Consider the following 13,345-nt stretch of genomic DNA (forward strand, 5'->3'; position numbering starts at 1 on the left):
GGGCCGCCTGCCGGCGGCCCGTCGGATATGCTCTCGCGCTCTCGGGGTTCGGTCGAACGCCGGTGATTACTCGATCTTGAGGACCTTCAGGCGGATGACGCCCTTCGGCACGTTGACCGTGACGACATCGCCGACGGCCCTGCCAAGGAGCGCCGTGCCAACGGGCGAGTCGTTCGAAATTTTGCCCTGCAGGGGGTCGGCTTCGGGGCCGCCGACGATGCGGTACTGGCGCACGACGCCATCCTGCTCGACGTCGACGGTGGAGCCGACCATGACGCGGTCGGCGGAGTGCGCGGCGGCTTCGTCGATCACCTTCGCCCTGCGCAGGATGTCTTCGAGCTCGAGGATTCGGCCTTCGACGCGGCCCTGCTCCATCTTGGCGTCGTCGTATTCCGCGTCGTTCTGGCTGGTGCCCTGCTCCTGGGCGTTGTGGATCATTTCGGCCACTTCCCGCCGGCGGATGCGGAGCTGCTCGAGCTCCTGCTCGAGCTTTGCCTTTCCTTCACGGGTGAGGGGAACCGTCTTCTCAGTCATGTCGTACCCTTTGGCCAGGTGCACCAGAACAAACGAACTGAGGCCGCGCCTTGCCTCAGTTCGGGCTGCAGTATAGCGGTGCGCGAAGAGGCGCGGCAATCGACGCGGTCGGGAGTACGGGATGAGCGACGAGAGTCAGGGGCGGCCGGAGCCGGGGTACGTGTGGCGGCCGCCCGCGGAGCCGCCGCGAACGCCGGCCGCAGAACCGGAGACCAGCCCGCCCGGGCCTGAACCTGTCGCCGCCCCCCGGCGCGGCGGGCCCTGGCGCATCCTCGCGGGAGTGACCGCAGCCGCCCTCTTCGGCGGGGTGGTCGGGGGAGTGGTCGGAGCGCTTCTTGCCGGGGACGGAGCAGGCAACGCGGACCAGGAATCCCCGACGTCGACGACGGCCCTGCAGGTCGAGGTCAGCGACGCCATTGCGGAGGCAGCTGCCCGGGCGGCGCCGGCGGTAGTACGAATCGAGAGCGCGACCCGGCGCGAACTCGACGTTGGCAGCGGAGTCATCATCAGCGCCGAGGGCTACATCGTGACCAACGCCCACGTGGTGCTGGGAACCGACCAGCTGAAAGCCGTCTTCCCGGACGGGAGCGAGCGGCCGGCCGTCCTCATCGGCCATGATTACCCGTTCAACGATGTCGCGGTCCTCCAGGTGGCGCCGGTGGGGCTGACGGTGATGGAGGTCGGAGATTCCACAGAGCTGCGCGTCGGACAGACTGTGCTGGCCATCGGCAATCCCCTCGGCGAGCTGTACGGTGCGGTGACGGTCGGGGTCATCAGCGGGCTGGGCAGGTCGCGCGTCTCCGACGGCGTTCGACGCGACGACATCATCCAGACGGATGCAGCGATCAACAGCGGCAACAGCGGGGGTGCGCTGGTCAACCTGGCCGGGCAATTCATCGGCATGCCGACGTCGGTACTGCGCCAAACAGGCAGCGGACAGTCCGTTCAGGGGGTGGCGTTCGCCATCCCCTCCAACCGTGTGATGGCCATTGCCCGGCAGATTATCCAAGCGCAGGGGCCGATTCCGCGGCCGTCGCTGGAGGCGGAGCACCTGGATTTGACGGATGAGGTTGCGGCCCGCCTGCCAGCGCTTGCGACCGATTCGGGAGCGGTGATCCTGAACCTGGCGAGCGGCGGGGCGGCTGCCCGCGCCGGCATCCGCGCGGGCGACGTCATCATCCAGGTCGGGGACCGCCAGGTGGACCGTTCGACGCCGCTGTTGAACGCGCTGGAAGAGCACGCGCCGGGCGAAACGGTGAAGGTTGTCCTCAATCGGAATGGCCGGATAATCGAGACCGAGGTACGACTTGCGAAACGGTCATGACACCGGTTGCCGGCGGGAGATGGGCCGCTCATGAGCGGCGGCGGGCGGCTCCCGTGGGGAGCCGGCGGCGGTCAGGTGCTGGGGCGAGGGAACAGGCGGCCAGGCGTCGGCCGGGCCGTGGCGCTCGGCGCGATCCTGGTCGGGCTGGTTCTGCTCGGCGGGTTCGTCTTCCTTCGGGCCTGCGGCGGCAGCGAGTGCGTCGACGTCTACTGCCCTTCGGACCGTAATATCGCTGCACCTGAAGGCTATGAGTTCGCCTCGCGCATTTTCGAGCTCAACCCCGAGGCGACACCGACCCAGCCGGGCTTCGACCTCCAGGTGCAGGCGGCCCTCACCCGTGAGGCGACCGACGGTCAGCTGCTCAGCTTCTTCCGCTACGACGAGACGGCGCAGCGCTGGGACCCCATCGCGCCGGCGGTCGTGGATGCACAGGGCCGCGTCGCGACAGCGACGTTCAAAGAGGCGCCGGCGGTGATGGCCGTCCTGCGGCGGATGACGCCGGGCGGCGTGCTGGTGGCCTATCTGCCGCACAATGCCACGCTCCACCGGGAGGCCCAGCCGCACGTCACGATTGTCCACCCGCTCGATTTCGCCCCGAATGCCGACGGGACTATCGGGGGAGAGCTCAGTTCGACGGTGGCCCAGGGAAGGGGGTACGAGGTGTATCCCGTCATCGCGGCGAACGCGAGCGTGCAGGGGCAGGTGGCAGTGGTGGAATCGCTGCTCGCTGATGCCCGGTCCCGGACGAACCACGTGCAGCAGATCCTCGCGAAAGTGAACGAGCTCGGGCTGCGCGGCATCGACATCGCCTACCTCGATCTGCCGGCCACGCAGCGGACGTCGTTCACCCTGTTCGTCGGCGAGCTGGCCGATGCCCTGCACGCGCAGGGGCGACAGCTCACGCTCACCCTTCCCTCGCCGATCAAGACGCAGAACCGGATCGATGAAGGCGCGTACGACTATGCGGAGCTCGCGAAGCGCGCGGACCTGATCAAGATCGCGCCCTACCGCGACCAGGCGACCTTCCGGCTGGTCATGTCCGAGGTGCTCCAGTTCCTCACGGAGCGGGTGACGCCGTCGAAGCTGGTGCTCACCGTCTCGCCGTACTCGACCGAAACCGGGGGCGACGTGATCGGCAGGCTTACGCTGGTCGATGCGATGAATATCGCCACGCGCATCAGCGTGCGCGCGCAGGCCGAAGCGATTACGACCAGCACCCAGGTTGATGTTGCCGGGACGAACATCGACCGGGACGAGGGGCTCACGGGGCTGCGGTGGTACCCGGAGACGGCCACCGTGGCGTTCAGCTACAAGCAGCCGCAGGGCGGCGGCAGCCGGACGGTGTACATCGAGAACGTCTTCAGCATCGGCTTCAAGCTCGAGCTGATCCCGACCTATCGGCTGGGGGGTGTCGCCGTGGAAGACGCCTCTGAGAACGTGCTGCTTGGGAACATCTGGCCGGCAATCATCCCGTTCGTCACGAGCGGCCTGCCCACTCTCACGCAGCCCAACGCAGAGGACCTCAAGCCGCGCTGGGCGGCCTCGGGCGGCAACATGGAAGACACGGGACGCGGCTCAGCGCGCTGGTTCACGCCGTCGCAGCCCGGCACCTACACGATTTCGCTGACCCTGAGCGACGGCGTGGCCCTGTTCGAAAACTCGGTCGAAGTCGTCGTGCGCCAGCGCGAGGCCGCGACGACGCCGACCCCGGGGTCCGGCAACTGATGGCAACCCGGGGCGTCCGGATTGCGGGCGGAACGGCGCGGGGCGTTCCCCTCGCCGAACCCAAAGGCGTGCGGCTCCGACCGACCTCGGGACTGGTCCGCGAGGCGATCTTCAACATCCTCGGCGAGCGCGTGCGCGGGGCACGCGTCCTCGACCTTTACGCCGGGACCGGTGCGCTTGGGATCGAGGCGCTGAGCCGGGGCGCAGCGCATGCCACCTTCGTCGAAGCCGAGGGCGCCTGCACGGCGGCCATCCTGCAGAGCCTGAGCCGCACTGGCTTCGCCGCGCAGGGCACCGTGCTGCGCGGTCGCCTGCCGGCTGCACTGACCCAGCTGGAGGGCGAATTCGACCTGATCTTCATCGACCCGCCGTACGACGACCCTGCCCGGGAGGAAGTGCTGCTTGGTTCGGTGCGGCTGCTGGCGCCCGGTGGGCTGATCGTCTTCGAGCATGCGAGCCGGTACAATCCGCCGGGACGCCCGGCAGGGCTACAGCTGCTCGAGCGGCGGACCTACGGCGATACCGCAATCGCGCTCTACGGGCACCTGGAGGGGGAATGAGAATCGCAGTCTACCCGGGCGGATTCGACCCGATCACCAACGGTCACCTCGACCTGATTGTGCGGATGACGCACCTGTTCGACCGGGTGATCGTCGCCGTGGTCAAGGGACGCGATAAAGCCACGATGTTCACCTGGGAAGAGCGGATCGACATGGTGAAGCAGGCGGTCGCGAACCTGCCGACCGTCGAGGTCGAGGGGTTCGACGAGATGACGGTCGAGTTTGCGAAGCGCAAGGGCGCGGTGGCGATTGTGCGCGGCATCCGGGCGGTCAGCGATTTCGAGGTCGAGTTCGATATGGCGATGATGAACCGGAAGATGGCGCCCCACCTCGAGTCGGTGTTTCTGATGGCCAACCAGGAATTTCTCTACATCAGCGCGAGCAGGATTCGGGAGGTTTCGCGCTTCGGCTATGATGTTGCGGACCTTGTGCCGCCCCACGTGCGGGCAGCGATCCGCGCGAAGCTCGGGCAGGAGTAGCCGTGAGCCCGGAAGGGCCGAACCTCGAATTCCTCGACCTCATCGACGCGCTGGAACAGCTGGTGCTGGAATCGCGCCGGCTGCCCGTGGGTGGCAATCTCGTGGTCGACCGGAGACGGTTGCTCGACCTTGTCGACCAGCTGCGGCTGGCAATCCCCGCCGATTTGCGGCAGGCGCAACAGATTCTTGAGGCGCGACAGCAAATCCTCGATGACGCGCACCTGAGCGCGCGCAAGATGATCGAACGGGCTGAGCGCGAGCGCGCACAGCTGGTGGAGGAGCACGCCATCACGCGCGAGGCGCAGGAGCGCAGCCAGCAGATGCTGATGGACGCCGAAGCGCGCGCACGGCAAATCATTGCCGAGGCTGACGCTACGGCTGCGGCGCACCTGAGCGAAGCGGCAGAAGCGGCGAGCAAAGAGCTCGACGATGCGGACCGGTATGCGCTTGAAGTGCTCCGCCGGCTGGAGCACCAGCTCCAGAGTTTTCTTGATTCGATCCGCGTCAGCATCGACAACCTGCAGCGCGAGCGCTGAGCGCGGGCTCGATATTTCAACGCGACACAGGATTGTCGCCCGTGCACACGAGCGCGTATCGTTACACTTGAGGTGCAATCAACGGCGCAGGCAAGCGCCACGGCAGGAGTTCATCACATGGCCGAATTTACTGTCATCAAAGATACGGAAGCGCCCCGCCCTGCGCGCCAGACCGGTCGGCTGGCGCCACGCATGCGGGAATATGAGAAGTACGTCGAATCGGTGCCCGCCGGGCGCGCAGGCAAGCTCGTCCCCGCCCCGGGCGAAACTCCGCGCGCCATTGCGATGCGCATCAGCCGCGCTGCACGCCGTCTTGGGAAGAGCGCCAACACCTGGGTAGTCGACGGAGTCGTGTACTTCACCGTTTCCTGAGCGGGCAAATCGGCCGGCGTTCACACACCTGGCCCGGATGAAGGCAGGATCAGAAGAGGGGTGTCGACATGACACCCCTCTTCTGCTGGCGTAATGCTCACCAATCGACGCGTGCCAAACGCCGCTAACGGCCGGCACGGGCAGTCCAGTAATTAGCGCCGCTCAGCAGCTGCAGGTTCGGCTTCGCTGGAAACCAGGGCGAACGTTGGCACCTCGCGGCGGCTGACCCGTGAAACCGGGGCAGCGGGCTCAGCCGGGGCGGGCTCCGCAGCCCTGGCGGCTGAGCGGGCAACGGTCTCGGCGGACTTCTGGGTGGTATCCACGTTGCCCGAAATGGAGGCGCCCTCTTCGACCACCAGCACCGGGGCCTTGATGGTTCCCGTGACCACAGCGGTCGCGGCGATGGTCAGGCGGCCGGAGCAAACGATGTCGCCTTCGAGGCGCCCCTTGAGGTGGGCCTCCCGGGCCTGGACGCGGGCGCGCGCGGAGGCATCTTTCTCAAGGGTCAGGAGGCCGCGGCAGATGACTTCGCCGCTAATCGCGCCCTCGATGCGCAGGTCCTGCTCGGTCTCGAAGCGCCCATCGAACGAGGAGTGGCGATCGATCAGGCTCTCGCTCCGGACCGGCGCCTCGGCCCGGGGCTCATCGCGCTGCGGGGCCTGCTGGGTCCGGCTACCGGCCGCCGGCCGACCGTAGGCCTCGCCGGCGGAGTCGGAGGCGTAGAGGTCCGATTCGGCGGTGAAGCGTTCCCGTTCGTAGCGGGAGACGGCGTCCGGGTAGGGAGTTTCGCGGGGGGATTTTTTGATTTGCATAGGCCCTCCTGCCGGCGGATGCGCCTGCGGGGTGCGCTCGCCGTGCACAGGTGCAACGTACCCCCGTCGTCACCAGCAGTCCACCGGGAAATGTAAATTCCGTGTACCGAAGGACGACCTAACCTGAACGCCTAACTGCCCTGGACGACGATGTTGACCAGCTTGCCCGGGACGTACACCACCCTGCGAGGCTGGTTGCCGTCGAGCAGCGCCGCCACGCGCTCGAGGCGGAGGGCCTGCTGCACGACCTCCGCCTCCGCCGCATCGGCCGGGACGACGATGCGGTCGCGCACCTTGCCGTTCACCTGCACAGCGATCTCGACTTCCTCTTCGCGGGCGAGGGCGGGGTCGGCGGTGGGCCAGCGCTGCGTGTGGATGCTGTACAGACCGCCGATGCGCTCCCAGAGCTCCTCGGTGATGTGCGGCGCGAGGGGTGCGGTGAGCAGCAGCGCGGTGCGGATGCCCTCGTTCCAGGCCGCGGCATCCACCGGTCCGGCATCGCGGGCGCGCTGGAGGGCGGAGCTGTGCTCCATCAGGCGCGAAATCATCGTGTTGAAGCGGAACTGCTCGATGTCCTCGGTTACGGCCTGGATGGTGCGGTGCGTCACCCGGCGCAGCTCCCGCGTGGCGGGGGCGTCCGGCGCCTCCGTCAGCTGCACGGGGTCGACCACCAGCGACCAGAGACGGTGGAGCCAGCGCGAGATGCCGGCCATGCCGGTGGGGTTGTACGGACCGCCCTGGTCCCACGGGCCGACAAACATCAGCTGGCAGCGGAAGCAGTCAGCGCCCCACTGGGCAACCTGCTCATCGGGGGCGACCACGTTGCCCCGGCTCTTCGACATCCGGTTGCCGTCCGGCCCGAGAATAACGCCCTGGTTGAACAGGCGGAGCATCGGCTCATCCCCTTCCACCAGGCCAAGGTCGCGAGCGGCCTTCCAGAAAAATCGCGTGTAGAGGAGGTGCATGACGGCGTGCTCGGCGCCGCCGGTGTACTGGTCGACGGGCAGCCACTTTCGGGCCAGCTCCTTGCTGAACGGCTCCCGGTCGTTGTGCGGGTCGATGTACCGCATCTGGTACCAGCTGGAGCACATGAAGGTGTCCATGGTGTCCGTCTCGCGGCGGGCCGGGCGACCATCGATGGGGCAGGGGACGTTCACCCACTCCTCGACCTGGGTGAGCGGGGACTGGCCGGTGGGGTCGAAGCGGACGTTTTCGGGCAGGAGGACGGGGAGGTCCGACTCCGGCACGGGCACGATGCCGTGGTCGGGGCAGTGGATGATGGGGATGGGGGCGCCCCAGTACCGCTGGCGCGAGATGAGCCAGTCGCGGAGGCGGTAGGTGACGGTCGCCTGGCCGATGCCCTGCGCTTCGGCGTAGGCGATGACCTTGCGAATCGCCTCCTCCGCGGGCGTCCCGTCGAACGGGCCGGAGTTGATCATCCGGCGCCCCTTCGTGAAGGCGGCCGTCAGCGGCTTCGTGACGTCGATTTCGTCGTGGTCGAACACCGGGATAACCGGCAGGCCGAAGCGGGTCGCGAACTCGAAATCGCGCTGGTCGTGAGCCGGGACCGCCATCACGGCGCCGGTGCCGTAAGTGACGAGCACGTAGTCGGCGATCCAGATCGGGATGCGTCGGCCGTTGAACGGGTTGATGGCATAGGCGCCGGTGAAGACGCCCGTCTTCTCCTTCTCGGTCGAAAGGCGCTCGATCTCGGTCTGGCGGCTGGCCTGGACGCGGTAGGCCTCGACCGCAGCGCGGCATTCCGGCGTGGTGATGCGCTCGACCAGCGGGTGCTCGGGCGCGAGCACCATGAAGGTGGCGCCGTAGACCGTATCCGGGCGGGTCGTGAAGACGCTGATGGGCTCGTCGATGCCCGGGACGTCGACCGGGAAGCGGAGGGTGGCGCCTTCGGAGCGGCCGATCCAGTTGGTCTGCATCACCTTGATGCGCTCGGGCCAGTCGATGCCGTCGAATTTCAAGAGCTCCTCGGCGTAGGCCGTGATACGGAAGAACCACTGGGTAAGGAAGCGGCGCTCGACGATGTCATCGGAGCGTTCGCAGCGGCCGTCGATGACCTGCTCGTTGGCGAGCACGGTCTGGCAGCCCGGGCACCAGTTGGCGGCTGCCTCGGCGCGGTAGGCGAGGCCCTTTTCGTAGAACTTGAGGAACCACCACTGGGTCCATTTGTAGTATTCGGGGTCGCTGGTGATGACTTCGCGGTCCCAGTCGAAGCCGGCCCCCATCAGGCGGAGCTGCCCGCGCATGCGTTCGATGTTGGCGTAGGTCCACGCCTTCGGGTCGACGCCGCGTTTGATGGCGGCGTTTTCGGCGGGGAGTCCGAAGGCATCGAAGCCCATCGGGAAGAGGACGTTGTAGCCCTGCATGCGGCGGTAGCGCGCGGCCGCATCGGAGGGGGCCATGGCGTACCAGTGGCCCGTGTGGAGATCGCCGGAGGGGTACGGGAACATGGTGAGCGCGTACCATTTCGGCCGCGGGTCGTCGTCCGGAGCGTGGTAGAGGCGGTCGGCGAGCCAGCGCTCGCGCCACTTCGGTTCGATCACGGACGGGTCATAACGGTCGGGCATGACGTGCTCCGGGAGGGGAACGGGGTTGATCAGGTGGTCGCCCGGGCCGCTCCGGCACGGGCAGTGCGCCGAACGGCGCGCATTGTGCCGCTCATGATAGTCCGCCGCCCTCCTGAGCGTCAGGAGCGGCCCGCTTAGGCCGGCGCGCCCGCCTCCGGCGCCCGGTCCGGAGGACCCAATCGCTGGCTGGCGCGAGTTCGAGCAGGACGATGGTGGTTGCGGCAACGAGCACCGCGAGCAGATAGAGCCTGCTGGCGACGGCCAGGCCGATGGCGGTCATCACCCAAACCGTGGCGGCCGTGGTCACACCGCGGACGGTGCCCTGGCGCTGGAAGACGATGCCGGCGCCGAGGAACCCGATGCCCTGCACCACGGCGGCAGCGACGCGGTCATCACCCAGCAGCAGCGAGATCGAGCCGAACATGGCGGCCCCGGCGCAGACCAGCGCGTTAGTGCGGATGCCGGCTTCGTGGCCGCGATATTCGCGTTCCAGGCCGACGGCTCCGCCAAGCGCAAAGGCCAGAAGCACGCGCAGGTAGAGTTCGACCTGGTCGGCGGCGCTCATGCGCGGTAGTGCGCGAGCAGGAGGGTTTCGAAATTCCGGTCGCGCGAGCAGACACCGCAGGTGAGGTACCACGCGTAGAGTGCGTCGGGCTTGCGGCCGTACCGCGCGGCTGCGTCGGCTTCGAGCTGGCGAGCGGCCTTGCCCAGCTCGCCCCAGGGCGCTTCCACGAGGCGGCTGAAGGCAAAGCCGCCCGGCCGATAGAGGTCGGCATCGCGGGCGCCCGGGTCGGCCTCGACCTCGAGGAGCAGGGGGCGCCGGAAGCGCCCTTCGCCGATCAGCAGCATCGGCTGCTCGTCCCCGGGGAGGGCGATGCCGCGTTCAGCAGCGGCCGCCTTGAGTGCCGCACGGGCGGTATCGAAGCCCACCGGCACGCCGGCGACCGCAGTCACCATCGTTTTGAGAAAGGCGATATCGGACCAGTCGCTCTCGACTTCGTGCCACTCGTCCGGGTCGAGGAGCGGGCAGTCGCAGCGTGCAGGTGCCGGCGCGGGCCGTTCGTCGCTGTCGCGTTCCGTTGCACCGGCTGATTCGCCCCTGATGAGGATCCGGCGGCGTGGCTCCGTCATGGCTGGAGGATAGCAGACCGGGTCTTAGGCCGAGGCCTGGACCCAGGCGGCGCCCAGCGGCGGGAGTTCGAGGGCAGCCCTCACGGTTTGCCCATCGCGACCCCGCTCGGTGCAGATGAGCACCGTCCCGGCATCGAACGGCAGCGACACAATGGCAGGCTCCGATGAAGTGTTGATGGCGACCAACACCGGGGATGAACCTTCGGCGCGGCGCACCCAGCCGACCACGCGATCATCGCAGCGCAGCTCCTCGAGCCGCCCGCGATGGAGGGACGGCTGCGCCTTGCGGGTCCAGATCGCGTCGCGGTAGAGCGAGAGCAGCGAGCCCGGATCGCCATCCTGTTCGGCGACATTGGGCGAAAGCGGGCCGAATGGGAGCCAGGGCTCGCCGGTGGTGAAGCCCCGGCCGGGCGAAGCATCCCACTGCATGGGGGTGCGTTCCGGGTCGCGCCCGATAGAGCGAAAGCGGGCAGGGTCCTGCTGGCGCTCGGGCGAGATGTCGACATCGGCCATGCCGATCTCCTCGCCGTAGTAGACGAACGGCGTGGCGCGAAGGCCGAGCAGCAGCAGCGCTGCGGCGCGGGCGCGCACGGCGCCGAGCCCGTCATGGTTATGACGTGTGACGAAGCGGGACCGGTCGTGGTTGTTGAGGGCGTAGCAGGGCTGGCTGAAGGCCGGCACCGTGGCCTCAGCGGCCGCGATGATGCGGCGGAGCACCGGCGCCTGCCAGGGCGTGATTTCGTGCCCGCGCTCGTGGATGAAGTGGAAGTTGAAGGCAAGGTGCAGGCCGGGCTCACCGGGTTCCCCGTAGAACCGGGCGATCTCCTCGGGCGTGCCGAAGACCTCGCCCACCGCGACCCGGCCCTCGTAGGCGTCGAAGACCCGGCGGATGCGCTTCACCGCATCGAAAACGTCGGGGTAGTTGTGGTTGTACACCGAGAGCTGGCGAAACCGCTCGCGGTCGCCGGGGCGCCACTCCGGGTTCTCCGGGTTGTCGGGCAGCTCGGGGTGCTTGAGGATGCGGCCGATCACGTCGATGCGGAATCCATCGATGCCGCGCTCGAACCAGAAGCGCAAGGTATCGAGCATCGCCCGCTCGACGTCCGGGTTGCGCCAGTTCAGGTCGGGCTGTTCTTTCAGGAAGGAGTGGAGGTAGTACTGGCCGGTTGCCGGGTCGAAAGTCCAGGCGGGGCCGCCGAAGACCGAGAGCCAGTTGTTGGGCGGGCCGCCATCCGGCGCCGGGTCGCGCCAGACGTACCAGTCACGGCGGGGGTTGTCGCGGGAGCTGCGCGACTCGAGGAACCACGGGTGCCGGTCGCTGGTGTGGTTGGGAACCCAGTCGAGCAGGACACGGATACCGCGCCGATGGGCCTCCGTGACGAGCCGGTCCATGGTGGCCAGCGTGCCGAAATCGGGGTGCACGTCGCAGTAGTCGGCGACGTCGTAGCCGAAGTCGGCCATCGGCGAGGGGAACGTGGGCGAAAGCCAGATCGCATCGACGCCGAGGGAGCGGGGTGTGCCGTCGTTGAGGTAGTCCAGGCGGGAGATGATGCCCTCGAGGTCACCAATGCCGTCGCCGTTGGAGTCCTGGAAGCTCCGCGGGTAGACCTGGTAGACGACCGACTCGCGCCACCACTCCGTCATGGCGGTCAGGCCGAGGTCACCGCGGCGCGGACCTCGGCGAGGAGGTCGGGATGCTCATCGAGAAACCCGTTCGAGACAGTGACGAACGACTCGAACGGTGCAGCCCCGGCGACCACGCGGCGGAGCCACGCTTCGCCGACCAGCCGGGTGAGGTGGTCCCGCGTCTCGGGCGAATCCTCGAGGCCGAGTTCGCCGATCAGCCGCCGGGCTGCGGGGGCATTGAGCAGCACGGCCACCTCGCGGGCCTTCCAGCCGGGAACCGTCACAAGGAAATTGCCCTGCGAATAGCCGAGGAACTCGGTATCGGGGCTTGGACCCTCGTAGCTGATGTGGCCTTCCGTCGCGGTGGCAGTGGCCATGGCGGTACTCCGTTTCAGTCCTGGTTCGGGGTTGCAATGCGGAGGGCGGCGGGCAGGTCGGCGAGGAGCTGGGTGCGGACCTGGGTTCGGGTCTGCAGGCCCCAGATGTTGATGAAGCCGACCGCCGCCGACTGGTCGTACGTGTCGCCGCGATCATAGGTGGCCAGTCCGCGGTCGTACAGGGAGCGTGGCGCCTTCCGACCGACCACGGTGGCCTTGCCCCGGTGGAGCTTCACCCGGACGGTGCCGGTCACGTGGCGCTGGGTGCTGGCGACGTAGGCGGCCAGGTCCTGGTGGTGCGCGCTGAACCAGAGGCCGTTGTAGATGATTTCGGCGTATTCGGTGGCGATCTGTTTCTTGAGGCGGAGCTGCTGCTTCGAAAGCGTGAGCGACTCGAGGGCGGCGTGGGCCGCGTGCAGGATGACCGCCGCCGGCGCCTCGTAGATTTCGCGGCTCTTGATCCCGACCAGCCGGTCCTCGACATGGTCGATGCGGCCCACGCCGTGCAGGCCGCCGAGTTCGTTCAGCCGTTCAACGAGCTGGACCGGCCCCGGCTCCTCCCCGTCGAGCCGAACGGGGATACCGTGCTCGAACTCGATTTCGACGTACTGCGGCGTCGAAGGGGCTTCCTCCGGGTCGCGGGTCCATTCATAGGCCTCGCGCGGCGGTTCGAGCCACGGGTCTTCCAGGACGCCGGCCTCGGCGCTGCGGCCCCAGAGGTTCTCGTCGATGGAGAAGGGACCTTTTTCACCCCAGGGGATATCGACCCCGTGCTTCTGGAGGTACTCGATCTGGTAGTCACGGGGCATCGCGTTTTCGCGCGTCGGCGCGACGATTTTCAGGGTGGGGTCGAGCGTTTGGATGCCGACATCGAAGCGGACCTGGTCGTTGCCTTTGCCGGTGCAGCCGTGGGCGACCGCGGTGGCACCTTCCTCGTGGGCAACATCCACGAGGAGCTTGGCCATCAACGGACGGGCGAGGGCCGTGGCAAGGGGGTACTGGTCCTGGTAGACCGCGCCGGCGGCCAGGGCCGGGAAGGCGAAGTAGCGCAGGAAGTCCTCGCGGGCATCGATGACGCGAACCTTGACGGCGCCGGCCGCGAGCCCGCGCGATTCGACCACAGGCTGCTCGCGGCTGCGCCCGACATCGATGTTCAGGGCAATGACTTCGTAGCCCTGTTCGACGGTGAGCCACTTGATGGCGGTGGTGGTATCGAGACCACCGGAGTAGGCGAGGACGAGTTTCGGCACGGCTGCTCCCGGGGCGATGCTTCTGCGCTCAGTA

The 13,345-nt window shown here is 68.0% G+C and carries 14 protein-coding genes; 6 read left to right on the forward strand and 8 right to left on the reverse strand.

Annotation, left to right across the window (positions count from 1 at the left end):
- Positions 1-66 precede the first annotated feature (66 nt).
- Complete coding sequence (gene greA / locus VAE46_RS06610; RefSeq protein WP_416223951.1) at positions 67-534, reverse strand: transcription elongation factor GreA; 468 nt, start codon at positions 532-534, stop codon at positions 67-69.
- A gap of 280 nt (positions 535-814) precedes the next feature.
- On the opposite strand from greA, the gene VAE46_RS06615 reads away from it, so the two are divergent.
- The 6 genes from VAE46_RS06615 to VAE46_RS06640 all read left to right on the forward strand — a co-directional run bounded on the left by VAE46_RS06615 (position 815) and on the right by VAE46_RS06640 (position 5,530).
- On the forward strand, positions 815-1,858 hold the full coding sequence (locus VAE46_RS06615) for a S1C family serine protease (RefSeq protein ID WP_322796133.1): 1,044 nt from the start codon (positions 815-817) through the stop codon (positions 1,856-1,858).
- A gap of 117 nt (positions 1,859-1,975) precedes the next feature.
- Entirely contained in the window at positions 1,976-3,583 is a 1,608-nt protein-coding gene (locus VAE46_RS06620) for a glycosyl hydrolase family 18 protein (protein ID WP_322796134.1), read from the forward strand.
- Positions 3,583-4,143, forward strand: a complete 561-nt coding sequence (gene rsmD, locus VAE46_RS06625; protein WP_322796135.1) for a 16S rRNA (guanine(966)-N(2))-methyltransferase RsmD — start codon at positions 3,583-3,585, stop codon at positions 4,141-4,143. Before VAE46_RS06620 ends, rsmD begins: the two co-directional genes overlap by 1 nt.
- Complete coding sequence (gene coaD, locus VAE46_RS06630) at positions 4,140-4,622, forward strand: pantetheine-phosphate adenylyltransferase (protein WP_322796136.1); 483 nt, start codon at positions 4,140-4,142, stop codon at positions 4,620-4,622. The genes rsmD and coaD overlap by 4 nt, the downstream gene beginning before the upstream one ends.
- Positions 4,623-4,624: 2 nt before the next feature.
- On the forward strand, positions 4,625-5,158 hold the full coding sequence (locus tag VAE46_RS06635; RefSeq protein ID WP_322796137.1) for a hypothetical protein: 534 nt from the start codon (positions 4,625-4,627) through the stop codon (positions 5,156-5,158).
- Between the two features lie 117 nt (positions 5,159-5,275).
- Positions 5,276-5,530, forward strand: a complete 255-nt coding sequence (locus tag VAE46_RS06640; RefSeq protein WP_322796138.1) for a hypothetical protein — start codon at positions 5,276-5,278, stop codon at positions 5,528-5,530.
- A gap of 152 nt (positions 5,531-5,682) precedes the next feature.
- Here VAE46_RS06640 and VAE46_RS06645 read toward each other — a convergent pair whose 3' ends face one another.
- The 7 genes from VAE46_RS06645 to VAE46_RS06675 all read right to left on the reverse strand — a co-directional run bounded on the left by VAE46_RS06645 (position 5,683) and on the right by VAE46_RS06675 (position 13,311).
- On the reverse strand, positions 5,683-6,342 hold the full coding sequence (locus VAE46_RS06645; protein WP_322796139.1) for a polymer-forming cytoskeletal protein: 660 nt from the start codon (positions 6,340-6,342) through the stop codon (positions 5,683-5,685).
- Between the two features lie 131 nt (positions 6,343-6,473).
- Positions 6,474-8,927, reverse strand: a complete 2,454-nt coding sequence (gene leuS, locus VAE46_RS06650) for a leucine--tRNA ligase (RefSeq protein ID WP_322796140.1) — start codon at positions 8,925-8,927, stop codon at positions 6,474-6,476.
- A 91-nt stretch (positions 8,928-9,018) separates the two neighbouring features.
- Complete coding sequence (locus VAE46_RS06655) at positions 9,019-9,492, reverse strand: MgtC/SapB family protein (RefSeq protein WP_322796141.1); 474 nt, start codon at positions 9,490-9,492, stop codon at positions 9,019-9,021.
- On the reverse strand, positions 9,489-10,058 hold the full coding sequence (locus VAE46_RS06660) for a hydrolase (RefSeq protein WP_322796142.1): 570 nt from the start codon (positions 10,056-10,058) through the stop codon (positions 9,489-9,491). Before VAE46_RS06660 ends, VAE46_RS06655 begins: the two co-directional genes overlap by 4 nt.
- 24 nt (positions 10,059-10,082) lie before the next feature.
- Positions 10,083-11,702, reverse strand: coding sequence for an alpha-amylase family glycosyl hydrolase (locus VAE46_RS06665; RefSeq protein WP_322796143.1), 1,620 nt, complete (start codon positions 11,700-11,702; stop codon positions 10,083-10,085).
- A 5-nt stretch (positions 11,703-11,707) separates the two neighbouring features.
- Positions 11,708-12,061, reverse strand: a complete 354-nt coding sequence (locus tag VAE46_RS06670; RefSeq protein ID WP_322796144.1) for a hypothetical protein — start codon at positions 12,059-12,061, stop codon at positions 11,708-11,710.
- A 14-nt stretch (positions 12,062-12,075) separates the two neighbouring features.
- Positions 12,076-13,311 (reverse strand): argininosuccinate synthase, encoded by a 1,236-nt coding sequence (locus VAE46_RS06675; protein WP_322796145.1) that lies wholly within the window; start codon positions 13,309-13,311, stop codon positions 12,076-12,078.
- Between the last annotated feature and the right edge of the window lie 34 nt (positions 13,312-13,345).

This window comes from Tepidiforma sp. (genome assembly GCF_034433535.1).
Taxonomy (GTDB): domain Bacteria; phylum Chloroflexota; class Dehalococcoidia; order Tepidiformales; family Tepidiformaceae; genus Tepidiforma.

Coding starts and splice junctions, on each gene's coding strand:
- greA (WP_416223951.1), bottom strand. CDS start 534: ATGACTGAGAAGACGGTTCCCCTCACCCGTGAAGGAAAGGCAAAGCTC.
- rsmD (WP_322796135.1), top strand. CDS start 3,583: ATGGCAACCCGGGGCGTCCGGATTGCGGGCGGAACGGCGCGGGGCGTT.
- coaD (WP_322796136.1), top strand. CDS start 4,140: ATGAGAATCGCAGTCTACCCGGGCGGATTCGACCCGATCACCAACGGT.
- VAE46_RS06640 (WP_322796138.1), top strand. CDS start 5,276: ATGGCCGAATTTACTGTCATCAAAGATACGGAAGCGCCCCGCCCTGCG.
- VAE46_RS06645 (WP_322796139.1), bottom strand. CDS start 6,342: ATGCAAATCAAAAAATCCCCCCGCGAAACTCCCTACCCGGACGCCGTC.
- leuS (WP_322796140.1), bottom strand. CDS start 8,927: ATGCCCGACCGTTATGACCCGTCCGTGATCGAACCGAAGTGGCGCGAG.
- VAE46_RS06655 (WP_322796141.1), bottom strand. CDS start 9,492: ATGAGCGCCGCCGACCAGGTCGAACTCTACCTGCGCGTGCTTCTGGCC.
- VAE46_RS06660 (WP_322796142.1), bottom strand. CDS start 10,058: ATGACGGAGCCACGCCGCCGGATCCTCATCAGGGGCGAATCAGCCGGT.
- VAE46_RS06665 (WP_322796143.1), bottom strand. CDS start 11,702: ATGACGGAGTGGTGGCGCGAGTCGGTCGTCTACCAGGTCTACCCGCGG.
- VAE46_RS06670 (WP_322796144.1), bottom strand. CDS start 12,061: ATGGCCACTGCCACCGCGACGGAAGGCCACATCAGCTACGAGGGTCCA.